The sequence below is a fragment of the Actinopolymorpha sp. B17G11 genome (assembly GCF_040196095.1).
Taxonomy (GTDB): Bacteria; Actinomycetota; Actinomycetes; order Propionibacteriales; family Actinopolymorphaceae; genus Thermasporomyces.
In genome coordinates this window covers 16,417-39,188 of sequence record NZ_JBEFTW010000022.1, presented here as the reverse complement: position 1 = coordinate 39,188, position 22,772 = coordinate 16,417, and the positions used below count along the sequence as shown (strand labels likewise).

27 protein-coding genes are annotated in these 22,772 nt (G+C 70.1%); 17 read left to right on the top strand and 10 right to left on the bottom strand.

Features of this window, described 5'->3' with window-relative positions; all coding sequences use genetic code 11:
* Positions 1 to 112 precede the first annotated feature (112 nt).
* The 4 genes from ABN028_RS21535 to ABN028_RS21520 all read left to right on the top strand — a co-directional run bounded on the left by ABN028_RS21535 (position 113) and on the right by ABN028_RS21520 (position 3,952).
* Positions 113 to 1,324: an MFS transporter gene (locus ABN028_RS21535; protein ID WP_349697862.1), complete on the top strand. Its 1,212-nt coding sequence runs from the start codon at positions 113 to 115 to the stop codon at positions 1,322 to 1,324.
* Between the two features lie 234 nt (positions 1,325 to 1,558).
* Positions 1,559 to 2,245, top strand: a complete 687-nt coding sequence (locus tag ABN028_RS21530; protein ID WP_349330968.1) for an RNA polymerase sigma factor — start codon at positions 1,559 to 1,561, stop codon at positions 2,243 to 2,245.
* Positions 2,235 to 3,056, top strand: a complete 822-nt coding sequence (locus ABN028_RS21525) for a hypothetical protein (RefSeq protein ID WP_349697861.1) — start codon at positions 2,235 to 2,237, stop codon at positions 3,054 to 3,056. The genes ABN028_RS21530 and ABN028_RS21525 overlap by 11 nt, the downstream gene beginning before the upstream one ends.
* A gap of 137 nt (positions 3,057 to 3,193) precedes the next feature.
* A complete protein-coding gene (locus ABN028_RS21520; protein WP_349697860.1) occupies positions 3,194 to 3,952 on the top strand; it encodes a hypothetical protein in 759 nt (252 codons plus the stop codon).
* Positions 3,953 to 4,069: 117 nt separating this feature from the next.
* Here the strand turns inward: ABN028_RS21520 and ABN028_RS21515 are convergent, their stop codons facing one another.
* The 3 genes from ABN028_RS21515 to ABN028_RS21505 all read right to left on the bottom strand — a co-directional run bounded on the left by ABN028_RS21515 (position 4,070) and on the right by ABN028_RS21505 (position 6,726).
* On the bottom strand, positions 4,070 to 4,273 hold the full coding sequence (locus tag ABN028_RS21515; RefSeq protein ID WP_349330971.1) for a cold-shock protein: 204 nt from the start codon (positions 4,271 to 4,273) through the stop codon (positions 4,070 to 4,072).
* Positions 4,274 to 4,608: 335 nt separating this feature from the next.
* The gene (locus ABN028_RS21510; protein WP_349697859.1) at positions 4,609 to 5,454 is read right to left on the bottom strand and encodes an alpha/beta fold hydrolase; all 846 of its coding nucleotides are present in this window, start codon (positions 5,452 to 5,454) and stop codon (positions 4,609 to 4,611) included.
* A gap of 105 nt (positions 5,455 to 5,559) precedes the next feature.
* A complete protein-coding gene (locus ABN028_RS21505) occupies positions 5,560 to 6,726 on the bottom strand; it encodes an enolase C-terminal domain-like protein (RefSeq protein WP_349697858.1) in 1,167 nt (388 codons plus the stop codon).
* A gap of 262 nt (positions 6,727 to 6,988) precedes the next feature.
* Between ABN028_RS21505 and ABN028_RS21500 the strand changes: the two genes are divergently transcribed.
* The 4 genes from ABN028_RS21500 to ABN028_RS21485 all read left to right on the top strand — a co-directional run bounded on the left by ABN028_RS21500 (position 6,989) and on the right by ABN028_RS21485 (position 9,642).
* Positions 6,989 to 7,213: a hypothetical protein gene (locus ABN028_RS21500; protein WP_349330974.1), complete on the top strand. Its 225-nt coding sequence runs from the start codon at positions 6,989 to 6,991 to the stop codon at positions 7,211 to 7,213.
* An 81-nt stretch (positions 7,214 to 7,294) separates the two neighbouring features.
* Entirely contained in the window at positions 7,295 to 7,783 is a 489-nt protein-coding gene (locus ABN028_RS21495) for an NUDIX domain-containing protein (RefSeq protein ID WP_349330975.1), read from the top strand.
* 107 nt (positions 7,784 to 7,890) lie between these two features.
* Entirely contained in the window at positions 7,891 to 9,084 is a 1,194-nt protein-coding gene (gene dinB, locus ABN028_RS21490; protein ID WP_349330976.1) for a DNA polymerase IV, read from the top strand.
* Between the two features lie 108 nt (positions 9,085 to 9,192).
* Positions 9,193 to 9,642: a GNAT family N-acetyltransferase gene (locus tag ABN028_RS21485; RefSeq protein ID WP_349330977.1), complete on the top strand. Its 450-nt coding sequence runs from the start codon at positions 9,193 to 9,195 to the stop codon at positions 9,640 to 9,642.
* Here ABN028_RS21485 and ABN028_RS21480 read toward each other — a convergent pair.
* Positions 9,626 to 10,621, bottom strand: coding sequence for a phosphotransferase enzyme family protein (locus tag ABN028_RS21480; RefSeq protein ID WP_349697857.1), 996 nt, complete (start codon positions 10,619 to 10,621; stop codon positions 9,626 to 9,628). The genes ABN028_RS21485 and ABN028_RS21480 overlap by 17 nt on opposite strands.
* 52 nt (positions 10,622 to 10,673) lie before the next feature.
* Complete coding sequence (locus ABN028_RS21475; RefSeq protein ID WP_349330979.1) at positions 10,674 to 12,179, bottom strand: threonine/serine exporter family protein; 1,506 nt, start codon at positions 12,177 to 12,179, stop codon at positions 10,674 to 10,676.
* 252 nt (positions 12,180 to 12,431) lie between these two features.
* On the opposite strand from ABN028_RS21475, the gene ABN028_RS21470 reads away from it, so the two are divergent.
* Positions 12,432 to 12,791, top strand: coding sequence for a ClpX C4-type zinc finger protein (locus ABN028_RS21470; RefSeq protein ID WP_349690235.1), 360 nt, complete (start codon positions 12,432 to 12,434; stop codon positions 12,789 to 12,791).
* Positions 12,792 to 12,798: 7 nt separating this feature from the next.
* On the opposite strand, the gene ABN028_RS21465 is transcribed toward ABN028_RS21470, so the two are convergent.
* The 3 genes from ABN028_RS21465 to ABN028_RS21455 all read right to left on the bottom strand — a co-directional run bounded on the left by ABN028_RS21465 (position 12,799) and on the right by ABN028_RS21455 (position 14,449).
* Positions 12,799 to 13,095, bottom strand: coding sequence for an antibiotic biosynthesis monooxygenase family protein (locus tag ABN028_RS21465; protein WP_349697856.1), 297 nt, complete (start codon positions 13,093 to 13,095; stop codon positions 12,799 to 12,801).
* Positions 13,096 to 13,196: 101 nt separating this feature from the next.
* A complete protein-coding gene (locus ABN028_RS21460; RefSeq protein ID WP_349697855.1) occupies positions 13,197 to 13,667 on the bottom strand; it encodes an NUDIX hydrolase in 471 nt (156 codons plus the stop codon).
* A gap of 62 nt (positions 13,668 to 13,729) precedes the next feature.
* Positions 13,730 to 14,449 carry a hypothetical protein gene (locus ABN028_RS21455; RefSeq protein WP_349697854.1) on the bottom strand — a complete coding sequence of 240 codons (720 nt, stop codon included), beginning with the start codon at positions 14,447 to 14,449 and terminating at the stop codon, positions 13,730 to 13,732.
* Positions 14,450 to 14,466: 17 nt separating this feature from the next.
* On the opposite strand from ABN028_RS21455, the gene ABN028_RS21450 reads away from it, so the two are divergent.
* The 6 genes from ABN028_RS21450 to ABN028_RS21425 all read left to right on the top strand — a co-directional run bounded on the left by ABN028_RS21450 (position 14,467) and on the right by ABN028_RS21425 (position 19,432).
* Complete coding sequence (locus ABN028_RS21450) at positions 14,467 to 14,643, top strand: hypothetical protein (protein ID WP_349330984.1); 177 nt, start codon at positions 14,467 to 14,469, stop codon at positions 14,641 to 14,643.
* 120 nt (positions 14,644 to 14,763) lie between these two features.
* Positions 14,764 to 15,180: a VOC family protein gene (locus ABN028_RS21445; RefSeq protein ID WP_349330985.1), complete on the top strand. Its 417-nt coding sequence runs from the start codon at positions 14,764 to 14,766 to the stop codon at positions 15,178 to 15,180.
* Between the two features lie 122 nt (positions 15,181 to 15,302).
* Complete coding sequence (locus ABN028_RS21440) at positions 15,303 to 16,427, top strand: Gfo/Idh/MocA family protein (RefSeq protein WP_349330986.1); 1,125 nt, start codon at positions 15,303 to 15,305, stop codon at positions 16,425 to 16,427.
* Positions 16,424 to 17,311 (top strand): GntR family transcriptional regulator, encoded by an 888-nt coding sequence (locus ABN028_RS21435; RefSeq protein WP_349697853.1) that lies wholly within the window; start codon positions 16,424 to 16,426, stop codon positions 17,309 to 17,311. The genes ABN028_RS21440 and ABN028_RS21435 overlap by 4 nt, the downstream gene beginning before the upstream one ends.
* A 46-nt stretch (positions 17,312 to 17,357) precedes the next feature.
* Positions 17,358 to 18,257, top strand: coding sequence for a cupin domain-containing protein (locus tag ABN028_RS21430; protein ID WP_349330988.1), 900 nt, complete (start codon positions 17,358 to 17,360; stop codon positions 18,255 to 18,257).
* Entirely contained in the window at positions 18,254 to 19,432 is a 1,179-nt protein-coding gene (locus ABN028_RS21425; RefSeq protein ID WP_349697852.1) for an ROK family protein, read from the top strand. Before ABN028_RS21430 ends, ABN028_RS21425 begins: the two co-directional genes overlap by 4 nt.
* A 46-nt stretch (positions 19,433 to 19,478) precedes the next feature.
* On the opposite strand, the gene ABN028_RS21420 is transcribed toward ABN028_RS21425, so the two are convergent.
* Both ABN028_RS21420 and ABN028_RS21415 read right to left on the bottom strand, forming a co-directional pair.
* On the bottom strand, positions 19,479 to 20,381 hold the full coding sequence (locus ABN028_RS21420; protein WP_349697851.1) for an anti-sigma factor: 903 nt from the start codon (positions 20,379 to 20,381) through the stop codon (positions 19,479 to 19,481).
* On the bottom strand, positions 20,378 to 20,923 hold the full coding sequence (locus ABN028_RS21415; RefSeq protein ID WP_349330991.1) for a sigma-70 family RNA polymerase sigma factor: 546 nt from the start codon (positions 20,921 to 20,923) through the stop codon (positions 20,378 to 20,380). The genes ABN028_RS21420 and ABN028_RS21415 overlap by 4 nt, the downstream gene beginning before the upstream one ends.
* A 360-nt stretch (positions 20,924 to 21,283) precedes the next feature.
* On the opposite strand from ABN028_RS21415, the gene ABN028_RS21410 reads away from it, so the two are divergent.
* A complete protein-coding gene (locus ABN028_RS21410) occupies positions 21,284 to 21,505 on the top strand; it encodes a DUF6458 family protein (RefSeq protein WP_349330992.1) in 222 nt (73 codons plus the stop codon).
* A gap of 217 nt (positions 21,506 to 21,722) precedes the next feature.
* Positions 21,723 to 22,742, top strand: a complete 1,020-nt coding sequence (locus tag ABN028_RS21405; RefSeq protein WP_349330993.1) for a zinc-dependent alcohol dehydrogenase — start codon at positions 21,723 to 21,725, stop codon at positions 22,740 to 22,742.
* Positions 22,743 to 22,772: the final 30 nt, after the last annotated feature.

The following is a 22,772-nucleotide window of genomic DNA, read 5'->3' as shown; positions in this document are numbered from 1 at the left end:
GGATTCCACCGGCGCCGGAACCAACGATTTCTCGTTGCCGCACGACAGTCTGACTCTCTGGGGAGAGATCGTGTCCACACCGTCCGCGCCACCTCGGCACCGTCCTGGCTGGATGCGTGCCCTCATCGCCGTCGTCGTCATCGACATGGTGGGCAGCGGGCTGTATCTACCCGTGTCGCTGCTGTACTTCACCAAGGTCGCCGGGATCTCGTTGGCGACGACAGGGCTGTGCCTGTCGGCGGCGCAGCTCCTCACCCTGCCGCTCCCACTGCTTGTCGGTCGCCTCGTGGACCGGTTCGGATCCCGCGCGGTCGTGCTCTGCGGGCTCCTTCTGCAGGCCGGCGGCTTCGCCGGCTTCCTCCTGGTCAGCGAGGCCGTCACCCTGTTCGTCGCAGCGGGCCTGGCGGCGGTCGGGCAGCGTACGTACTGGTCGTCCATCTTCACGCTGATCGCCGACCTGGCGTCCTCGGCCGACCGCGACCATGCCTATGCGAAATCCAGCGCCGCGCAGAACGCCGGAGTCGGTGTGGGCGCGCTCCTCGCCGCGGCATTGCTGGCGGTCGGCGACGAGTCGGTGTTCCGCCTGGTGATCGTCCTCGACGCCGCGACCTTCGCCCTGTCGGCGCTGGTTCTCTGGCTTCGGATCCCACGGCGTACGCACGACAGCGGACCTTCCTCGTCGGCGGGCCGGGCGTCTGTGGGCGGCCCACTGCGGGACCGACCGTTCCTCGTCCTGGTCGCGGCCAACACGGTTTTCGCCTTGTGCAGTGGGCTTCTCGGGCTCAGCCTGCCGGTGTACGTCGATCACCTGCTCGGCAAGGCGAGCTGGGCAGTCGGCGTACTGCTGGCGCTGAACACGGCCGCGCTCGCGCTCTGCCAGACCGTGGTGGTGAAGCGACTCGCCGGGCGCCGGCGTACGCGGGTGATGTGCGTCGCCGGCCTCGGCTGGGCCGGCTGGGGTGTCCTGATGGCGACCATGTTCGCGATCCCGGTCGAGTGGGTGGTGGTGGCGCTGTTCCCCGTCACGATCCTCTACACCGTGGCGGAGTTGCTGCACGCGCCCGCGTCGAACGCACTCGCGTCGGAACTGGGCCCGGAACGGGAGCGCGGCAGGTACATGTCGACCTTCCAGTTCTCGTTCGCGCTCAGCGGTGTCGTGGCGCCGGCGTTCTTCACCCAGCTGTTCAGCTGGCAGCCGGTCGCGCTGTGGCTGATCGTCTGCGTGGCGGCGCTGGCGGCGGGACTGGTCGTGGTGGCGCTGGAGTCACGGCTGCCGGCCGAGGCCGTCGCCGCGCGGTCCGCAGAGTCCACGCCGGTCGGCTGACCGGCCCCGCGCAGCTGGCAGCTGCCAGCCGCAACCATCCGGTCAGCCGCGCCAGCTCCGTGACCCTGCCCGCACAGGCGTCCCCACTCCGAGCCGCATCTGGCGCCACGGGAACCCGCTGCCGGGCGGTGGTGTAGGACAGGGCAGTGGTGCCATCGGGAGCCGGCAGGCATCCTGAGCCGGAGGCACCGTCAGGAGGTCCGCATCACCGACCCCGCGGAGGCCGCCGAGCAGGTGGTCATCGCCCGCGTACGTTCCGGCGACCGGGAGGCGTACGCGGACCTCGTACGCCGTCATTCGGCGATCGCCCATCGGACCGCCGTGCTGCTGGGCGCGGGATCCGACGCGGACGACGTCGTCCAGATCGCGTTCGTCAAGGCTTATCGGGCGCTGGGTGGCTTCCGCGCCGGTTCGGCGTTCCGGCCCTGGCTCCTGCGGATCGTCGCGAACGAGACGAGCAACGCGGTACGCGCGGCGAAGCGGCGCCGGGACGCGACGCTGCGTTCGGTGGACGGTCTGGACGATGCGGCTCCCGATCCGGCGAGCGACGTGCTGTCCAGCGAACGCCGGGCGACACTTCTCGCCGCCGTAAGAGAGCTGCCGGAGCCGCAGCGCCGCGCGGTGGTCTGCCGGTATCTCCTGGAGCTCGATGAGGAGGAGACATCCACGGTGCTCGGATGGCCGCGCGGGACGGTGAAGTCCCGGCTGCATCGCGCGCTGGGTCGCCTGCGTACCCGCCTGGCCGAGACCGCCGAGCCACTGCCGGGCGCCGTGACCGCCGTAACCGCCGTGACCCCCGTCGAAGCCGCAGAGCCGCGGCATGCCGCCGGTCCGGACCGTCAGGCGCCGGAAGCGGTGGTGGTGGACGCGCCGTCGACGGAGGCGTACGACGATACGAAGGAGGCCGGCCATGGGACCTGACCTCCCGCCAAGCGGCCGGCTCCCGGCCGATGAACTCGGCGGGCGACCCGGCGATGGATTGGCCGACGACCTTCGCGTCCTCGGTCGTACGATCCACACTCCCGCGCCGGACGGCGACGCCCTCGCCGCGGCCGTCATGGAACGGCTGGCGGCAGAACCCGCCCCGACCGGCCACCGAGGTCGGCTGCGGGCCTGGACAGCGGCCTGGACGGAGCCGATCCGGACGGTCCTGCGCGAGCCCCGACGCGTGGCCGTCGTCGCCGCCACCGCACTGGTGGTGGCCCTCGCGCTGACGCCGCCCGTACGCGCGACCGTGGCGGAGTGGTTCGGCTTCGGCGTGGTCGTTCGCCCCGGACCACGGGTCCCCTCGGCGCCGCCGCCGCCGTCTGCCACCGGATCGCTCACCATGAAGGACGCGGCGCGGCTGGTGCGGTTCATCCCTGTAGTGCCCCGTGCGCTCGGTACACCGGACAAGGTCGACGTCGCCTCGGACGGCCGGCTGCTGTCGCTCAGCTGGAGCAGTTCCGGCGGCACACGGCGCCTGGACGAGTTCGAGGGGCGGTTGGCGCCGATGTTCGTCAAGTCGGTCAGCAGGGGCGAAGCGGAGTACGTCGACCTGGACGGGCGTACCGCCCTGTGGTTCCCCACGCCACACGAGGTCGCACTCATCGACGAGGCGGGAGTTGAACGTACCGAGTCCGCGCGTCCCGCGGGTCCCACGCTGGTGTGGGAGTCGGGCGGTGTCACCCTCCGGCTCGAGGGCGTGGCAGACAAGCGGCGCGCATTCGAGATCGCCCGGTCAGCTTCCTGAACGCGAGCCGTGCCGCGAGCGGCGTCGCGGTGAAGGGCGATGTGGGCATGGGCGAAGCGGGATCCGGGGAACGCGGGGACGGGGAGCGGTGTAGCACTGGCGTCAGACCCACTCCGCGGTCATCGAAGGAGCCACTCATGTCCCGCTCCACGCACGCATCCACACACCCTGTCCCTCGCGGGCGCGGCCTGGTCCTCGCTCTGGTGGGCGCGATGGTGGGCCTTCTCGCACTCGGGCCGGGGACGGCACACGCTGGCGGACCGACGAGCGTCCTCGTCGTCTCGCCGCAGAAGGGCGTCACGGCATCGGCGTACCACTCCGACGACGAGTACGCGCTGCTGTCGCGCGCACTCGACGAGAGTCCCGTCGCGCAGAAAGGTGCGCCTGTCGATCAGGTCCTGGGCCCGGGTGGTTCACAGACCAATGTCACCTGGCTCGTGCACGACATCTCCATCTGGCGGCTGGACCGCATCCTGGTCGATACCGAGGAGGGAGTGTGGATCAACACCCGGGAAGCGTGGGAAGGCGACGCGGTTGACCTGGACGGGGCTGGAGTGTGGCACCGTTCGCCGGATCCGGAGGGGCTTCTCGCGCTGCTGGGACGCTGGGGGATGCTCGACGGGACGGCGAGTGTCCCGGTCGAGTCCGTCCCCCAACCGGCCGACGAGGCTGCCGCACAGGCGAACTCCCCGGGGGCCAGGAACGAGAACGTGAACGGGCTCAACGTGCCCAGCAGTACCCGCGACAGTGGCGTGCTCGGCATGTGGTGGCTCGCGCTTCCGGCACTCCTCCTGGGAGCACTCGGCGGAGCGCTCGGCAGGCCGGCTGCGAGTCGCCTTGTCCGCAGGGCCCAGGCCCGCGCCTTCCGACCGCGCCAGCACCTGATCGATGCGTGACGTCGCCGACGGTGGAGGGCCGCAAACCGTCACCGCACGAAACGCGCTTCGACCGCTGGCATGAAAACCGCGCCCTCACCAGTTGGCGAGGGCGCGGTTTCGCGGTGGTACGTGTGCTCAGACGAGGCGGATGTTCTCCGCCTGGGGGCCCTTCTGGCCCTGCGCGACGTCGAACTCCACCTTCTGGCCCTCGGCCAGCTCACGGAAGCCCTGGGCCTGGATGTTGGAGTAGTGGGCAAAGACGTCGGCGCCGCCGCCGTCCGGCTCGATGAAGCCGAAGCCCTTGTCACCGTTGAACCACTTCACTGTGCCTGTCGCCATCGCTGTCTCCTTCAGGGTGGCAGTGCCGGCTTCGCACGGTGCGAGCCGGTGTCGCTGCGTTGTTCGACCCTCCGGAGAAAGGTCCGGATAAACAGAAATGCGCCCGTTGGTGAGTAACCAGCAGGCGCACACAAACGTTCATGGGAACCACAACTGCAACTTGTGCCCACCGTAGCACGCTACGAGTTGGCGTCTCGCCGAACGGGTCAGATCCGCGCGGCGTCGCGACGGCGCGGGCGGCGCCGCGGGAGCGTCCGAAGGTCAACGAGCGCCCGGGCGTGTCGTTCTGTCGGACAGGGAATCCGGGTCGGTTGGGGCAAGCCGAATCCGTTCGGCTACTTCGCCAGGCCGGCCAGGATCGCGGCCGTGTCCTCCGGGTGGACGAGGACCCGGACGTGGCTGCTGTCGAGGGAGTGCACGTCGAACTGGTTGTCCGGCGTCAGTGCGTCCGCCTCGGCGATGAAGCGGTCCTGGAGAGCGATCGGTATGGCGGCATCGCGGGTGAGTCGGATGTACGTACGCCGAACGCGGCCCCAGGTGCCAGCCTGCGCACGCGCGTCGTCGCCACCGACGTCGAGATTCTCATCCGGCTCCAGCGTGTTGAGGTAGGCGAGGAACTCGGCCTCGGTGCAGTCGTCCGCGAGCACGGCCTTCAGGCTGGCCAGCTTGTCGGGGTCGGCCATCCGGAAACTCTGCCGGATCACGCCGAGTTTCCTCGGGTCCCCGACGAGAGCGGTGTTGGTCTCGTTGAGACTCGGCGGTCCGTGCTCGGGGGTTGATGCGTAGTCCATCGGCGCCAGGTCGACGCAGCACCAGGCCGAGACGTAGACGATCCGATCGATCAGGGCCGGAACCGTATTGCCAACGCCGGTCAGCGTGAGGCCGCCGCGGCTGTGTCCGACCAGGATGACAGGCCCGTGCTCGGAGGCGCGGCGTACGACGTCGCAGACGTGCTCCACGTTGTCGGCGAGGGTGACCCCACTGAGCGTCGTCGGCGCCGCGGCCAGGGCGGCGAGGTCCTGCGGCGCCTGGTAGGCGGGCGAGAACGCGGCCTGGAAACCATGGCCGGGCAGGTCGACGGCGAGCGAGCGGTGCCCGCGCAGGGCGAGCTCGCGTTGCATCGGCGCCCAGCTGAACGAATTGCCGAACGCGCCGTGCACCAGGACGAAGGTCGGTTCCATGCCGGACAGTCTGGCAACCGCACGGGCGGCGCGTTCCGTGCAGGGTGCGGGCACGCACCGAAGGTGAGCAGCCTGCGATGCGCACCTCACCGGCCGCAGGCATTGCTACAACGTACGGATGTCGTCGATGCGCGACTCGTCGAACGCGATGCCGAATCCCGGCTCCGTCCCGAGCGTGATCCGGCCGTCCACCGGCGTGGGAACCACCTGCTCGAAGTGGAGCTTGAACGGCATGAACTCCAGCAGGTACTCGACTCTCGGGCAGATGCTCGGCGGCTGGCTCGCCACGACGTGCAGCGCTGCCCGGATGCCATGACCGTGCGGGATCACCGGCACGCCGTGCAGCGATCCGACGGTGGAGATGTGGACGAGCTCGGACACCCCGCCACACCATTCGGGGTCGGACTGCAGGATCGAGACGGCTCCGGCCGCAAGGTAGCGCTGCGCCTCCCACCTGCCGTAGAGGTGCTCGCCGGCGGAGATCGGGACCTCGGACTCCCGGTTGAGGGTCGCCGTCGCCTCCAGCTGGTCCGGTGGCAGCGGCTCCTCGAGCCAGTACGGACGGAACTGCCCGGCCCGGCGCAGCCATTCCCGTGCGTACGGCAGGTTCCAACTCATGAACGCGTCGAACATCAGCTCCACGTCGTCGCCCACCGCCGTACGCAGCCGACGGGCGAGGTCGACGTTGGCCGTCATGCCGGCGGGCCCGTCACCAGGGCCGTAGGCGAAGAACCACTTCTGGTACGCGAACCCGTTGTCGGCCAGCGCTCGGGCCCGGTCCTCGGCGGCGCCCTCGTCGAGCGACGTGCCGAGGGTGCTGGCGTACGCCTCGACGGTCGCCGCCCGCGGTCCGCCGAGGAGTTCGTAGACGGGAACGCCGTGCAGCCGACCGGCAAGGTCCCACAGGGCGTTGTCGACCGCACTGATCGCCATCATCGGGTAGCTCGACCGCGAGTGCCGGTCACGGCGGTACATCTGGTCCCACACGATCGCGATCGCGCGCGGGTCCTTGCCGATGAGGAAGTCGCGCAGCTCGTTGGTCACGACGGTGGATGCCGGCCGGTCGACGGGTCCGTAGAGACCGAGGTGGTCGCCAGCGCGGATCTGCAGGTAGTCGGCCTCCTGGACGCCCGGGTGGGCCGAGCGGCTCTGCCACCGAGACGTCGGCGCGTGCTCGGGGTAGTGCGCGAGGGGCCTGCTCTGCCGGTACCACGAAGGCCGCTCGGGTGCCGGGCCGCGCAGTCGCAGGATCTCCACCGCGGTGATCTTCATTCGACGCCCGCCTCCTCACTCCAGCGAGCGACAGAGGCGCCGCACGCTTCTGGCCGGTCGACCCTACGCCGACACTGGTGGACCAGGGCTCGCAGCGCGAGCCAGCGTCTCGCAGCGCGAGCCAATCGCAGAGAATCTTTACTCTTTGCTTTCGGTCAGGGACTTGACGTGATCGGCTTCTCGGTCGACGCTACGGGGCAGGGATGGGCCCGGCGGCTTTGAGACGCACCGCCGTCAAGCCACGCGGGCTACAGGAGCATCGATGAGCGAGACACCGGTGTACGACCAGCTGATTGCCGAGAGGCTTGGTCGCGGGCCGACTGAGTTCGAGGGTCACGAGCACTGGGACGAATCCGACGAGGCGACAGCGGCGTACGCCCGCGGCGTGGCCGAGGCCGAGGCGACGTGGGAGCAGTTCTGGGGGCGGAAGACCACCGTGCGGGCGCGGACGCCCGCGCCCTACCGCGAACGCCAGCGCGCCGGCTGAGGTCGTACGCGCGACCATCGGGGAGCGAGGGCCCCATCCGCCTGGTGCGGAGCTGAACCGGCACGTCCTAGGGTGGGGCCGGTGCGCCCACGTCTTCGTCATGCGGTCCGCGCGCTCATCGTCGACGACGAGCAGCGCATCCTGTTGTGCCGGTTCGATCTGAGCCGGCAAGGGATCGTCGTGTGGGCGAGCCCCGGAGGCGGGATCGAGCCCGGCGAAACACTCCTCGGGGCACTTCGCCGCGAGCTGGACGAGGAGGTCGGGCTCGCACTCGACGGCGCACCGCCGCACGTCTGGCACCAGGTGGTCGAAGGGCCGGGCCACGCGCGCCACTACGACGGTGTGGTCAACGACTACTTCCTGCTGCGGACCTCGCACTTCGATCCGCGCGGCTCGTTCACACCGGACCAGCTCGCGGCCGAGAACATCGCCGGCCTCAGGTGGTGGTCGTTGGCCGAGCTCGACGCCTATCGCGGGGCGGATCTGTTCTCGCCGCGCGCACTTCCCGTCGTACTCCGCGAACTCCTCGACAACGGTGTGCCTGCGCAGCCACGCCTCCTGGCCCTCTGATGGTGGCGATGGCGGCCGGGGTCGCCTCGAACGAGACCGTGGTGTCGCCAGCGCATGTGTAGCGAATCGCCCGCACGCCTGTCGGCGGGGGATGCGAACATGTGTTCGTGGCGAGTGGTGAGGCGACCATCCTGCATGCCGACCTCGACGCGTTCTACGCCTCGGTCGAGCAGCGGGACGACCCACGCCTGCGCGGCCGGCCGGTCATCGTGGGCGGGGGCGTGGTGCTCGCCGCCAGCTACGAAGCCAAGGCCTATGGCGTACGCACGGCGATGGGTGGGGCGCAGGCGCGGTGGCTGTGCCCCCGGGCGATCGTCGTCTCGCCCCGGATGTCGGCGTACTCCGACGCCAGCAAGGCGGTCTTCGAGGTCTTCCGGCACACGACGCCGCTGGTGGAGGGGCTGTCGATCGACGAGGCATTCCTCGACGTCGGCGGGTTGCGGCGGATCTCGGGGACGCCCGTCGAGATCGCGCGGCAACTCCGCCACGACGTTCTCGCCCAGGTGGGTCTGCCCATCACGGTCGGGGTCGCGCGCACCAAGTTCCTCGCCAAGGTCGCGAGTGGGGTGGCGAAGCCCGACGGGCTGCTCGTCGTCCCCCCCGATGGTGAGCTCGACTTCCTGCATCCCCTGCCGGTGCAGCGGCTCTGGGGGGTCGGGCCCGTGACCGCCCGCAAGCTCCACGACCGGGGGATCACGCATGTCGGTGAGGTCGCCCAGCTCGCGGAGCGGACGCTGGTCGCGATGCTCGGCCAGGCGGCGGGCCGGCATCTCCACGCACTGGCCCACAACCGCGACCCGCGGCCGGTCCAGGTCGGTCGGCGGCGGCGTTCGATCGGCTCACAGCGGGCGCTCGGCCGCTCGCCGAAGACGTCCGCGGCCATCGACGCGGCGCTCGTCGGCCTGGTCGATCGGGTCACCCGCCGGCTGCGGGCGGCTGGCCGGCTCGGGCGGACTGTCGTACTCCGGCTGCGCTTCGACGACTACACGCGCGCCACCCGGTCACACACGCTGCCCCGGCCGACCGCGCACACGCAGACGATCCTGGCGACGGCGCGTGGGTTGCTCACGGCAGCCGGACCGCTGATCGAGAGCAAGGGCCTCACTCTCGTCGGGATCGCCATCGCGAACCTCGACGACGACGCCGCGATCCAGCTGGAGCTGCCGTTCGATCGCCAGAGCGGCACAGCTCTCGACGCGGCGCTCGACAACGTGCGGGATCGATTCGGCACGGGCGCCGTCACCCGCGCGGTGCTCCTCGGCCGCGACCAGGGCCTGTCGGTGCCGATGCTCCCCGATTGACCTGGCGCGCACCCTTGGCGGAAGGGTCCCCCACAGGAACGCCGGAGGGAGGAGGGTGTCCCTCATCCAGGAGCGGCTCGGTTGCGGATTCCGGGTTAGCATCCGCGCATGACACAGACCGGACCTGAGAAGATCCGGATCGTTCGGCTGGGCCCGGAAGACGTCGCCGAGGTGATGGCGGCCGCCGCGTGTTTCGATCAGCAGCCGCGGCCGGACGCCACCGAGCGGTTCCTGCGTACGCCCGATCATCATCTGTTGGTGGCCTACATCGACGGCGAGCCGGTCGGGATGGTCACTGGTGTGGAGATGACGCACCCGGACAAGGGGACCGAGATGTTCCTCTACGAGCTGGGCGTCGTCGAGGGTTTCCGCAACCGGGGGATCGGTCGGGCGTTGGTCCGCCGGCTGGCCGATCTCGCGACCGAGCATGGGTGCTACGGCATGTGGGTTCTTACCGACGACGACAATCCCGCCGCCATCCGTGCCTACACAGCGGCTGGTGGCAAGCTCGGCGGCCAGCCCCGCGGGGTCGACTGGACGTTCAGCCCTCCCACCTGAACGAACCGAGGGCTCTGCGTACCCGGTCCAGGGCGCGCTGGCTGAGCCGTTCGGGTGCCACGTCGTGGCCGGCCCAGTGGGCGGCCCCGAGCCAGTCGCCGACATCCCAGAGCTCGCGACAGGCGGCGAAGGCCGGCATGGCCCGCTGTTCGGCCTCGCTCCACGCCCGCACGGACGCATAGCCGGCGGCGATCGCGGACCATGCCTCCCGCTTCGCGTCCGAGGAGTCCTGACGCGGGTAGAAGTTCGTCAGGTCGTACGCCCGCCACCCGAAGCCGCAGTGGTCGAAGTCGAACACCGCGAACTCGCCGGCGGAGGTGAGGTGGATGTTTCCGCCGTAGAGGTCGCCATGGATCAGGCCGTACGCATGCTCCGGAAGGTCGAGCCGGGTGATGTACGCCTTCAGGCGTTCGGTGAGTGTGCACAGCTCGGCGTAGCTGGCCTGCTGGTGGGGGCCGACGTGCTCGGCGATGGCGGTGAGGGCCATGTCGACGAGGCGCTCGAGGTCGAGGTGGTATCGATGCCGCGGTGACCCGAACTCGTCCATGGCCACGTGGAGCCGGGCGATCTCGGTGCCGAGGGCGCGTGCGCGTTCGATGCCGAGCGAGCCGTCCTCGCCGGGGGGTACGCCGGGCGCGAACGTGAACAGCGCGAAGTGCCGCTCACCTTCAGGTGCCTCGAGCTCGCCGAGCAGGTCGCCGCGGCGACGCGGGTACGGATGGGACACCGGGCATCCGGCACTCGCCAGGTGGTTCAGGAGTTCCAGTTCGAAGAGCAGATCGTCCGCCGACCGCACCCAGTACTTGTCGCGCGAGTAGATCCGAAGGATCCGGCGCTCGCCGGCGCTGTCGGCCACCAGGTAGGTGTCGTTGAATCCCCGGCGCAGCAGCCGCGCCACCACGGGTCCGGCAACGTCGTACTCCCGCTCGACCAGTCGTGCCAGGTCGTCGGGGTGCAGGAGTGAGCTGACCACGCGCACGTCGTGGAGCGTAACGCGTGTGCACGACAGAATGCTGCCCGTGCCCGTCGGGTCAACCCTGTCCGTCCGGCGGCGTACGACCGGGACGGCTGTGTGACAGTCGCACGACCTGACGGTTGCGGCGGATCCGCAGCGGGCCGACGAGACGCGGTCCGGCATAGCGGCGTTCCCACCGCGGGAGGCGACGCCGTAACGGCTGACCCAGGAACTCGCCGAAGATGACACCCGCCGCCAGTGCCAGGGAGTCGGTCGCCGCGATGAGCAGATCGGAGATGCCGAGGAAGCTGTTCCCTTGTGTGAGTTGGAGCATCGCGGTGTAGATCGTCAGGCCGGGCAGCATCGGAATTATGGCCGGCAAGACCACCGCGAGGGCCGGCAGCCGGCGGCGCGAAGCGACGGCGTAGCCGCACACACCGATGCCGACCGCCACCACCGCCCGGGTGGTCGACGGTGAGGAGAGCAGGTGGTCCAGGCCCAGGAAGGCCGCGTACCCAGAGCCTCCGAGCAGGAAGATGGCCGGAACCAGCCGCAGCGGTACGTACAATCCCACCGCCATGGCGCCGGCCACGACGCCGGCCGAAAGGAACCGGTGCGGTAGTCCCAACAGGGTGAACGGCGGCGGCGGCTGGACCGGCATGACGATTCCGACCTGCCTGGCGACGATCAGCGCGACCGCCAGACCACCGATGATTCCCGCGGAAAGCAGCAGGACCTCCATCGTCCGCGCGGCTGCGGTCACCATGAAGCCGGTCAATGCGTCCTGGACAGCCGCCAACAACGCGAGTCCGGGCATCAGGACGACGACGCACCCGGCAACGACCAGCGGCGGCTGTACCGGAAGGCCGACAGCTGTCAGACCTGCGGCGACCGAGGTGACGATCGCGGCACCGGCGAAGGTCACGTAGAAGTCGGGCACGTGGCGGTGAGCCAGCCGCCGGCCGATCCGGTCGATGAGAACGGTCGTGCAGAAGGTCACCATCACCAGCAGGAGTCCACCGCCCAACTGGACGGCGACGGCGCTCGCGAGCGCGCCCCACGCGACCGTGACACCCCAACGCGGATAGCGTTTCGGCGCCCCTTCGATGACGCGGAGTCGTTGGTACGCAGCGGTCGGGGCCAGTTCGCCTTCGGTGAGGGCGAGGACCATCTGGTGGAGTTCGACCAGCCGGTTGTGGTCCACCGCCCGGGCGCGCACGATCCGCAGATCCGTCACAGGTGCATCTGCGTCACCGACGGCGATGGACACCAGAACCTGCGTGTACGTGACGGAAGCCTCCACGTCGCGCAGCCCGATCGCCGCCGCGGATGCGAGGACCGATGCCTCGACGTCGACCGAACCCGCGCCGCTGCGGAGCAGGAGTTCGCCCAGCCGGAGCAGAAAGTCGAGGGCTGGCGGCAACGCGGGTGGCTCGTCCGGCCCGTCGGCGTCCCCGGTCGTACGAATGAGGTACGGCGAACGCTTCGGCAACTGCGAGACGGTCGGTTCGTCGCGGTGGAGGAGGGCGTCGACGGCGCGGTGTAGACGGTTCCGTAGTCGGCGGCGTTCGAGGTTGCTCACGATGGTCGCCCCTGCTGCAGCAGCGCATCTCCTGCGACCAGGATCCACTGTCCCGCCGTTCCGGGCTGCCCGTCGAAGATTTGTCAGACCGCCCAGGCGACCGAAGACCCCGGGCCACGGTCACGATCGCGGTCAGAGCGTGTCGAGCGCTCGGGCGCGTTGCACGACACTTGACCCCTGCATCCTGTCAGGTCTAACCTGACAATGCGTCAGGGATATCCTGACGCCATGGTGCGAAGGAGGCGGAAGCCGGTGTCCTCGACCCAGATATCGCCATCGGATCTGCGGTGTTCGTTCTGCAACAAGTCCAAGGAGGAGGTCGACCGGCTCGTCGCCGGTCCGGCCGTCTTCATCTGCGACGGGTGCATCCGCCTGGCCGAGCAGGTCATCGCCGAAGAAAGCGGCCAGCTCTTCGGAGACCTGCAGGGCAGGAGCACCGAGGATCTGCTGGCCAGCATCGCTCGGCTCGACACCGCGCCGGATCATGTCGAGCGGGCCGTCGCCGAGCACGTGAGCATCCTGCGTGAGCGCGGGGTGACCTGGGCGCGCATCGGTGAAACCCTCGGCATCAGCCGACAGTCGGCGTGGGAACGGTTCTCCGGCGAGGAGTAAGGCGGGCTTACGCCGTGAGGACTGGCGAGAAGTGCTCCACGACGGGGAAGGGCTCGTAGAACGGGTGCAGAAGGCGTCGCCATTCCTGGTAGTCGGCCGAGCCGCGAAAACCCTCGGTGTGATCCTCCAACCGCTCCCATTGCACCAGCAGGAGATAGGTGTTCGGTCGTTCGAGGCAACGCGACAGGGTGAGCCCACCGAAGCCGGGCATGCGCGCGATGATCTCCTTCGCCTGGGCGAAGGCGCCCTCGAATTCTGCCTCCTGACCGGGCAGCACCGGGAGTAACGCGTGTTCGAGGATCATCGCCCCATGGTCTCCTGCGGGTCTGCCCATCATGCGTCGGGGCTGGGAGCGTCGGGGGTCGGACGAGTCGTCGGCATCCGATCGAGAAGTCAACAAAGCTTTCAGCGAAAGCCGAAGGTGAGGATGGGTGCCAGCCGGTCCTCACCGAGACGGCGGAGCACCACATGCTCATGCGGTACGACCGGATCGGGCAGCGCGTCGAGCGGAAACCAGCGCAGATCCGCGGCTTTGGCGGGCTCGATGAGCTGAGGTTCGCCCTTCCATCGTCGGCATTCGAAGAAGAAGTCCACCCGCTCGTCGACCGGCTTCTGGTTGCCCCCGGTCCGGTGCATGCTGGTCAGCGGCGTGAGGTCGGCTGGTTCGATGAGCACGCCCAGCTCCTCACGCGCCTCCCGACAGGCAGAGTCCAGCACGGACTCCTCGGCCTCCACGTGTCCCGCGGCGCCCATCGCCCAGTGGCCGTCCATGTAGCCGGTGTTCTGACGTAGTTGGAGCAGCACCTCGTCGCCGGCGCTCTCGTGGCGGCGGAGCAGGACATAGGCGGCCGGGACGACCCGGAAGCGATCCGTCATGGCGTACGAGCCTAGGGTTTCCCTCCCGCAGCCACCCCGACCCGCTCGGCATCCGCGCATGGTCACCGACGACTGGCCCCTGGGATCTCCACGGCGATCTCACCACTGAGCCGGGCGCCAGCCGCGAGCGGGAGCTCGTCGCCGCTCCAGAATCGACCCGCGTCGTACCAGCTCGACCGCCGGCCGGTGGGCAGCAGACCCATCGCCTCGTACGTCACCGCGATGACCTCCGCGCAGTACGCGGTCTCCAGATCGACACCGCGCCCACCGCGGCCACCGCCCCGGCCCGGCAGGGACCATCGCCGGCCACGGGTCTGCCGCAGTGTCGACAGGCCTTCGCGCACGCCGAGGGCTGGTACCCGACCACGCAACCAACGCGACACCATCCGCGCGCTCGACGGGAACGGGGTTCCGTCCAGCCGCGCGATCGTCCGCAACACGGCGTCCTCCATCTCCCGTGTCACCGGCTGGTCGAGTTGGCGGAGCCAGGCCTGCTGGCCGTACTTCCGCGCCCAGACGAGCACCGCCGCCCGGAGATCATGCAGCTGGACTCCCCGCTGGTGCGTACCCGACCACAGGTCCGGCAACGACCGCCCGAGCTCGGCGTGCCACATCAGCGGCGGCAGATCGTCGAGGACGACCGACATGCCGACATGGTTGACCGGGCTGTTCGTGGTCACCCGGATGGCGCGATCGGCCATGGAGTGGCCGCGGAATAGCCAGATGTCGCCGGTACGTGTCAGGTCCAGCGCCTCGTCCAGGGTGATCGTCGTACCCGGCATGGTCGTAGCCTAGGCGGGTGCGCTGGTGGAAATGGCTGGGACTGGCAGGCGTGGTGGGTGTCGCGGCGACGGGTGCGGTGATCGTCCGGGCCGAGCGGCGCCGCCAGGCCTACACGCCCGAGGAGATCCGCGCCCGGCTGCATGCCCGGCTGGCGGAGGCGACGCCCGGTGGGTCCGCGGGTAGCGACGGCTGACGCGAGAGCCGATGGCCGATTCGTTCAAGGCGACCGGGGGATGCTCGGACTAGCGTGCCGAGCCAATGCGGGGAGCCCTCCTGGCTCCGCCTATCCCTCTCGTACGAAGGAAGTCCGTTCATGCAACCTCGTCTTGACGCCATCGGGATGGTCGTCGCCGACATGGCACGGTCGCTCGCGTTCTATCGCCGGCTGGGCCTCGACATCCCGCCCGAGGCCGACACCGAACCCCACGTCGAGGCCCCGCTTCCGGGCGGCCTGCGGCTGATGTGGGACACCGAGGAGGTGGTCCGTTCGTTCGACAGCGAATGGAAGCCGCCGAGTGGTGGGCACCGGATCGGACTGGCCTTTAGGGTCGATTCCGCGGCCGACGTCGACCGCACGTACGCCGAACTGCTGGAGCTCGGATACACGGGCCACAACCCGCCCTGGGACGCGTTCTGGGGCCAGCGCTACGCCACCTTGGCCGATCCCGACGGCAACTCCGTCGACCTGTTCGCCCCGCTCGACGGAGGAGCCACCGCCGCAGGAGCCTGACGGCCGCGCGGCCGGTCCCGGCCGGATGCGTTGACCGGGCGTGCTACCGCTCCCTAGCGTCTCCAGACATCTAGACATCTATAGGGGGTCACTGGGGACACCCCCCGTGACTGGAGGTCGCCGTGGTCGCCGCGGAACGTCCGTACAAGCTCGGAGTCATCGGTTGCGGTCGGGTGTTCCGCTGGCCGTACATGTCGCTCATCCAGCAGCTGCGCACCCGCGGCCAGCTCGACGAGATCGTCACCTGTGACGCCAACCCAGAGGTCCGCGAGATCGTCGCCGACCAACCCGGCGTCGTCAGTTTCACGACCGACCACCGCGAGGTCCTCGACGACCCGGACGTCGACATCGTGATGGTGCTCACCTCGATGCCCGAGCACGGGCCACTCGCGAAGGACGCGCTGCTCGCCGGCAAGCATGTCCTCGTCGAGAAGCCGATGGCCATCACGCTGCCCGAGGCGGCCGAACTGGTCGAGCTGGCCAAGACGAGCCCGGGCCACCTCGTGTGCGCGCCGTTCGTCATCCTGAGCCCGACGTTCCAGGCGATGTGGCGGCACGTCATGGCGGGCGACATCGGCCGGCCGACGCTCGCCCGCGGCCGCTACGGCTGGGCCGGCCCCGACTGGGGGCCGTGGTTCTACCAGGCCGGCGGCGGGCCGCTGTTCGACCTCGGCGTCTACAACGTCACCGCGCTCACCGGGCTGCTGGGACCGGTACGCCGGGTGTCGGCGTTCACCGGCAAGGTCCACGACCAGCGCATGGTCGACGGCCGGATGATCGACGTCCAGACGCCGGACAACTACCAGATCCTGCTCGACTTCGGCGGGTCCGTCCTCGCCACGGTGACGACCGGTTTCTCCATGCAGCAGTACCGTTCGCCCGCCGTCGAGATCTACGGCACCGAAGGCACCGTCCAGATGCTCGGCGACGACTGGGCACCCCAGGGGCACGAGCTGTGGCAGAACTCCGAGGGCGCGTGGAAGCTGTACGCAAGTCCGAACCCAGGATGGCCGTGGACCGCCGGTCTGCAGCACCTCGTCGAGTCGGTGGCGGCCGGGACCAAGCCGCTGGTCGCACCGGAGCACGCCTACCACGTGCTCGAGGTCATGCTCGGCGCCATCGCGTCCGGTGAGGACGGAAAGCACCACGAGGTGTCGAGCACGTTCCCGGCGTTGTCGTTCGGTGACGGCGAGGCCGGGCGGGAGGCGGCCCACCGGGTGCACGACCGTACGCACGCGAGCAGATGACGGGACGCGCGGCGGCGTCGACCACCGGTCAGCGGGTACGACGGGACCGGGACAACCCGCTGCCGCTCTACCACCAGGTGGCGGCGGGCATCCGCGACCAGATCCGCGCGGGCACGCTCGGTCCCGGCGCGCGGCTGGCCTCGGAGTCCGCGCTCAGCCAGCAGGCGGGTGTCAGCCGGATGACCGCGCGGCAGGCGATCGCGCTGCTGGTCGCGGACGGCCTGGTCGTGGTCCGGCACGGGGTCGGGACGTTCGTCGCCGAGCCGAAGCTCACCTACGACGCACTGCACCTGCTGGGGTTCAGCGAGACGCTGGCCGCGCAGGGGAGTACGACGACGTCGGACGTGCTGGAGCAGGCCGTCGTACCGGCGTCGCCCCACGTGGCTACGGCTTTGGGCGTCGAGGCCGGCTCGCCGGTGGTCACGGTGCGGCGGATCCGCAGGGCGCACGGTGAGCCGCTGGTCCTGGAGGCCAGCTACCTTCCCCACGCATTGTGCGGCGGACTGGAGAAGGCCGACCTGACCGGTCGTTCGCTCTACGCCACCCTGGAATCGGACTTCGGGCTGCGTCTCGCGGGTGCCCGCCAGCATTTCGCCGCCCGCGCCGCCAGTGCCGCCGAACGCGCCCACCTCGACCTGGCCAAGGGTGCCTGCATCATGGCGTTGTGGGGAGTGAGTGAGGACTACGCCGGGGAGCCGGTGGAGTACTTCGAGGCGACGTACCGGGCGGACCGGTTCGAGTTCGCCGCGTCCAGTCGCCGCCCGCGTGCCGGTCGCGGGGGACCGGGTGGTTCCGGGACGGGCGACGACGCCAACCCGTTGCGCGTCGTCCTCACCGATTCCACCGCCGATGTCGCCGAGCAGGCCGGTCCCGAGGATGGGTGAGCCGGCCCACACCCGTGAGATCCCGAACAGATCCGGAGGAAGAGACGTGGCCTACGCCCCCTCTCCGCGCCCGACATTCACCGAGCCCACCCACATCCCGTACCGCTCGGTCACCCGCCACCTCTGGGGCGACGACGGCGCGGGTCGGGTGTCGGACTGGATCTACGTCTCCAGCACCGACATCCACCAGTTGGTGTTCGGCCTGCCGCCGCGCGGGCGCTTCCGGCACTCCGACTCGTTTCGTACGGTCTTCGCGGCCGACGAGGTGTTGTACGTCCTCAGCGGAGTCATGCTGATCGCGAACCCGGAGACCGGCGAGGTGCATCGCGTCACCCCGGGCGAGGCGGCGTTCTTCCGGCGGGACACGTGGCACCACGTGATCAACCATGGTGACGAGGAGCTCCGCGTGCTGGAGTTCTTCTCCCCGCCGCCGTCGCAGGGGACGTCGGGCAGCTACGCACGCACCCGCCCGTACCTCGAGCAGTCGACGTACATCCAGGACCACGTGCTCGGATCCTGGCCGGCGGAGCGTGACAAGATCCGGTCCGCGGACACGATCACCAGGATCGGCGTCGCCGACCGGCGGCTCCGGTTGGAGGGACACCAGCAGCAGGTGCTCGTCGGTCTGCTGGCCTCGACCGAACACCTCACGGCCGGTGTGGTCGAGCTGTTGCCCGGCCGGCGTGGTGACGTCGAGTCCCATGCCGGCCAGGAGGCGTTGTACGTCACGCGGGGACGGCTCAACGTCCACCTCCCGGAGGCCGGGCCGGATGTCGCGTCCTGGTGTGAGCTGGAGCCGGGGGACGGGTTCTTCCTCCCGGCCGGTACGCCGCACCAGTACTACAACTGGTCGGCCGAGCCGGTGGAGTTCGTGTTCGGGGTGGCCCCGGCGTACCTCCCTGACGCCGGCCAGGCGACCGCCGCGACGCCGGAGTCGTCCGGGTGAGTCGTACGAGGTCCGCCAACGCTGCCGCCAACACCGCCGCCAACACTGCCGCCAACACTGCCGCCAACACTGCCGCCAACACTGCCGCCAACACTGCCGCCAACACCGCCGCAGCCCCTCAGCTGCTCGTGGGAGTCGACGTCGGAGGTACGAAGATCGCCGGCGGCGTGGTCGACCCTCGCACCGGGACGGTCCGCCACCGGGTCACTGTGCCGACCGACCTGCGCCGGGGCAGCGACGCGGTCCTGCTCACGACGGTGGCCCTCATCCGCCAGCTCGCCGACGCCGTGGCGGACGAAGGGTGTCCCCTCGGCGGCGTCGGTGTCGGCGTCCCCGAGCTCGTCAGCCCGGCCGGCGACATCACCTCGGACCACCTGCTGGCCTGGCGCGGTGACGAGCTCGCGGCGGCGATCGCGGCGGACGGCAGACCTGCCGCCCGCACCGACCTGCCGGTACGCATCGAGTCGGACGTCCGCGCGGCTGCTCTCGCCGAGGCCCGCTTCGGCGCCGGGCGCGAACACGACGTCTTCGTCTACGTCACGATCGGTACCGGTATCTCGTTCAGCCTCGTCCAGCATGGCGTGCCGTACGCCGGAGCCCGCGGCAACGCCCTGCTCCTGCTGGCGCCTGGCGCCAAGCCCACTGGCCCTGACGTCGTGGGGCGACCGGGCGCCTCCGATCAGCCGCCGTTGCTGGAGACGGTGGCCGCTGGTCCCGCGCTCGTCGAACGCTTCCGTGTCGCCGGTGGCCAGGTGGCCGGTGGTGAGGTGGCCGGTGGTGAGGTGGCCGGTGGTGAGGTGGCCGGTGGTGAGGTGGCCGGTGGCCAGGTTGTTGGTAGCCAGGTCGCCGGTGGTCGGGTCGAGGGCGATGCCCGGATGGTGCTCGACGCCGCCGCTGCCGGTGACCCGGTGGCGGTGACGGTCGTCCGTGACGCCGGCGACGCGCTCGGTGACGCGATCGCCCTGCTGGTGAACGCGCTCGATCCGGAGGCGGTCGTCGTCGGTGGCGGGCTCGGCCTTGCGGGTGGTGCCTACCTTGCGGGTGCGGTGGACCGGGCGCGGCGGATGATCTGGGCGCCTGAGACCCGGGCGCTGCCGATCGTGCCGGCCGGCCTCGGCGTCCACGCCGGCGTCGTCGGTGCCGCGCTGGCCGCCGACGCTGAGCATGGCCGCTGACGCTGACCATGGACGCTGACGCTGACGCTGACCGTCGATTTTCGGATTAGAGGGAGACCCTGAGGATGGTCTTGCCCTCGGCGGTGCGTACCTCCACGCCGGCGACGTCCTCGCGCGGGATGCTGGTCGAGCCGTGCAGGACGAGCGGGTCGGGCGCCCCGGGGACTCCGTATCCCTCAGGCGGCACCTTCCAGCTCATCGCCACCTGTCGTTGGCCGTCCCTGGAGACCGCGATGAGCTGGCAGCTGAGCGGGCCGTGGACTCCGCGGAGTTCCATTGCCAGGTGGGTGCCCCACTTGCGGCTCTCCACCCCGATCACGCCGGTCGTACCGGTCGCACGGTCGGTTGTCGCGAATCGTTCGCCGGTGAGCAAAAGTTCGCCCGCCGGGCGGTGCACACTGTCGGGCGTGGCGGTGGTGTCGCTCCCGCGATCCGCGATGAACGTGCCACCGACAGCACCGGCCATGAGCAGGACGACGGCCGCGGCCGCCGCGAGTAGCCGGTCGGGCCGGATCCACCGGCGCTCGTTCGTGTCGTCCGCGCCACCGGAACCCCGCGCTCCATGCGGTCCGCCGGCCCGACGCGTACGGCCCGCTCTGTCTGCACTCGCCCCGACGACCCCGGGGGCGGCCAGCCGCCCGCGTCTCCGCAACTCCAGGACGGCGCCGTCCGGTTCCGCGCCGTCCACCGGCCCGTCCACTGCACCGTCCACTGGGCCGTCCACTGCACCGTCCACTGGGCCGGCAACCGCACTCGAGTCGAGTACTGCGGGGTCCACGTCGCGGAGCGCTCCGGCGAGTCCCGCGAACTCCGTCAGCTCGGCCTGGCACCTGGCGCACTCCGCGAGGTGGCTGTCGAAGGCCTGCCGGTCAGCGTCCTCGAGCAGCCCGAGCGCGTATGCCGCGACGTCGGTGTGCGGACCGTGGTCCGTGTGATCGATCGTCGTCATGGCAGTGTCACCCCCCGTTCTTCCAGCGCCAGGCGGAGAGCGCGCAACGCGTAGTAGACCCGGGACTTCACCGTGCCGACCGGGACACCGAGGTTGTCGGCGGCCTGATTGACCGTACGGTCCTTCAGGAACGTCTCCACGAGCACCTCGCGATGAGCTGGGGTGAGCGCCTGCAGCGCTTCGGTGACGGTGACGGTCCGCAGGAGCCGCTCGGTCTGGTCCTCGACGGGCACTTCCGGGAGCTCGTGGGCCACCTCGGCGGGCCGGGCGTCTCGTCGACGTCGGTCGTCAATCACGATACGTCGCGCGACGGTGCCGAGCCAGGGCATCAGCGACCGTCCGTCAGGGTCGAGCTCCGCAGCGTTGCGCCAGGCCCGCAGCAACGTCTCCTGCACGACGTCCTCGGCCCATTGCCGCTGCCCGCCCGTGAGGCGCATGGCGAACGCAAGTAACGGTGTGTAGTAGTCCCGGTAGAGGATGTCCATGAGGTCCTGGCCCGGATCCTCGGTGGTCTGGGCGCGACGACCTCTTCTGCCGCTCACCCTGAAGGGGTTCATCGCTCGGCCTTCGGCATGCTGGATCTCTTGCTCGCACCCATCTGGTTTCGACGGGGCCCACAACGTAGCAGCGGACGGGCCCCCGGCCAGTCCGAGGCTGACTCCACCCCGTGCCCGGCTGGTGACGCCGTACGCCTCGGATTGTCCTGACGGTACCTGACGACGCGGCGTACCGCCCGGGACGGATTGGCCGTTCAGGTCGCGCCCCGCTGACCTCGTGTCCTACTGTGTGCAGGCGGCGACGCGCAACGGCGCGGTACGCGCAGTGCGTCGGCATCACCGCAAACGGGGGGCTACACCGTCCGTCCACACGACCAAGTCAGCCCAGCGTTCAAGGTGGTTTCCATGGGTATTGGTGCCAGCATCTTCCTCATCGCTGTCGGCGCCATCCTCGCGTTCGCGATCGAGTACGACGTCTCTGGTCTCGACATCTCCGTCGTCGGCTGGATCCTCATGGTCGTCGGGGCGCTCGGCCTCGTGGTGACCATGGTGATCTGGGCGCCGCGCCGTCGGCAGGCTTCCGGGCGCACCGAGGAGTACGACACCCGGCGGCTCTACGGTCGCTGATCTCCCGTCCTCACCGAGCGATACGACGCCCGCCGGGTGCGCGGCCGCTGCCGCTCGGCCGTCGGCCGTGCAGTCGGTCCGCGGTCAGCGAGCGGTCAGCGACCACCGGTCGGGTCGGGACGGACAGTGGCAGGCGTACATCTGCTCCGTCTTCCCGCTCATTCCGCATGCGTGACCGTAACCGGCCGGCGACGATGGGTACGGAGCGAGGAGAAACATGCGCGCAGCCATGTACACCCGGGAGCGCACACTCCGGGTCGAGGAACACGAACCAGTGCCGCCGGGCCCCGGTGAGGTCCAGATCGAGGTCGCGTACGCCGGGATCTGTGGGACCGACCTGCACATCCGCCACGGTGCGATGGACGCCCGGGTCCCCGACCGCGCGATCCTCGGGCACGAGGCGTCGGGCAGGGTGGTGGCGGTGGGTGCCGGGGTGGCGGCCGATCTGGTCGGTGCGCCCGTCACGGTCATGCCGCTGCGGTGGTGCGGCATCTGCGCCGCCTGCAAGGCCGGTCATTCCCACGTCTGCCAGCGGCTGCGGGTCATCGGCGTCGACCTGCCGGGTGCCATGCAGAGTCTCTGGACCGTACCCGCCGATGTCGTCATCCGGCTTCCCGACGATCTGCCGCTCGACAAGGCCGCCCTGGTCGAGCCGACCGCGGTCGCGGTTCACGACGTACGCCGGGCGAACCTCCGCGGAGGCGAGTGGGCCGTCGTCATCGGCGGCGGTCCGGTGGGCCTCCTGATCGCACGGGTCGCCAAGGCAGAGGGCGCCGGGGTCCTCGTCGTCGAGCCCGACCCGTACCGCCGCGGTGTGGCGGAGGAGATCGGGCTGACCACGCTCGACCCGACAACTGAAGATGTTCCGGCGTACGTCGCCGACTGGACGGCTGGCGCCGGCGCGCCGGTCGCGTTCGAGGTGTCGGGTGCGGCCGCTGGCGTGCGTACGGCGACAGACGTCCTCGGGGTCCGCGGCCGGATGGTCGTCGTGGGAATCCACCCCGACCCCGTGCCCGTCGACCTCAACCAGGTCTTCCTGCGCGAGCTGTCGATCGTGGGTACGCGCGTCTACGACCGGGCCGACTTCGACACCGCGGTCGAGCTGGTCCATCGCGGCGACGTGCCGGTGGAGTCCCTGATCTCCGAGATCGTGCCGTTGGCCAAGGTGAGCCAGGCGTTCGACGCACTGGAGTCCGGCGGCGTCGTCAAGGTGCTCGTCGACTGCCAGGCGGACTGACGGATCGCCCTCGACGTGTCTGCTTCCGCT

Excerpts from the sequence above, each read along its gene's own strand:
- ABN028_RS21515 (WP_349330971.1), bottom strand. The coding sequence starts at position 4,273 with ATGGCGACAGGCACAGTGAAGTGGTTCAACGGTGACAAGGGCTTCGGC.
- ABN028_RS21520 (WP_349697860.1), top strand. The coding sequence starts at position 3,194 with ATGTCCCGCTCCACGCACGCATCCACACACCCTGTCCCTCGCGGGCGC.
- ABN028_RS21405 (WP_349330993.1), top strand. The coding sequence starts at position 21,723 with ATGCGCGCAGCCATGTACACCCGGGAGCGCACACTCCGGGTCGAGGAA.
- ABN028_RS21420 (WP_349697851.1), bottom strand. The coding sequence starts at position 20,381 with ATGACGACGATCGATCACACGGACCACGGTCCGCACACCGACGTCGCG.
- ABN028_RS21510 (WP_349697859.1), bottom strand. The coding sequence starts at position 5,454 with ATGGAACCGACCTTCGTCCTGGTGCACGGCGCGTTCGGCAATTCGTTC.
- ABN028_RS21485 (WP_349330977.1), top strand. The coding sequence starts at position 9,193 with ATGACACAGACCGGACCTGAGAAGATCCGGATCGTTCGGCTGGGCCCG.
- ABN028_RS21505 (WP_349697858.1), bottom strand. The coding sequence starts at position 6,726 with ATGAAGATCACCGCGGTGGAGATCCTGCGACTGCGCGGCCCGGCACCC.
- ABN028_RS21455 (WP_349697854.1), bottom strand. The coding sequence starts at position 14,449 with ATGCCGGGTACGACGATCACCCTGGACGAGGCGCTGGACCTGACACGT.
- ABN028_RS21535 (WP_349697862.1), top strand. The coding sequence starts at position 113 with ATGCGTGCCCTCATCGCCGTCGTCGTCATCGACATGGTGGGCAGCGGG.
- ABN028_RS21410 (WP_349330992.1), top strand. The coding sequence starts at position 21,284 with ATGGGTATTGGTGCCAGCATCTTCCTCATCGCTGTCGGCGCCATCCTC.
- ABN028_RS21525 (WP_349697861.1), top strand. The coding sequence starts at position 2,235 with ATGGGACCTGACCTCCCGCCAAGCGGCCGGCTCCCGGCCGATGAACTC.
- ABN028_RS21465 (WP_349697856.1), bottom strand. The coding sequence starts at position 13,095 with ATGATCCTCGAACACGCGTTACTCCCGGTGCTGCCCGGTCAGGAGGCA.
- ABN028_RS21460 (WP_349697855.1), bottom strand. The coding sequence starts at position 13,667 with ATGACGGATCGCTTCCGGGTCGTCCCGGCCGCCTATGTCCTGCTCCGC.
- ABN028_RS21445 (WP_349330985.1), top strand. The coding sequence starts at position 14,764 with ATGCAACCTCGTCTTGACGCCATCGGGATGGTCGTCGCCGACATGGCA.
- ABN028_RS21500 (WP_349330974.1), top strand. The coding sequence starts at position 6,989 with ATGAGCGAGACACCGGTGTACGACCAGCTGATTGCCGAGAGGCTTGGT.
- ABN028_RS21435 (WP_349697853.1), top strand. The coding sequence starts at position 16,424 with ATGACGGGACGCGCGGCGGCGTCGACCACCGGTCAGCGGGTACGACGG.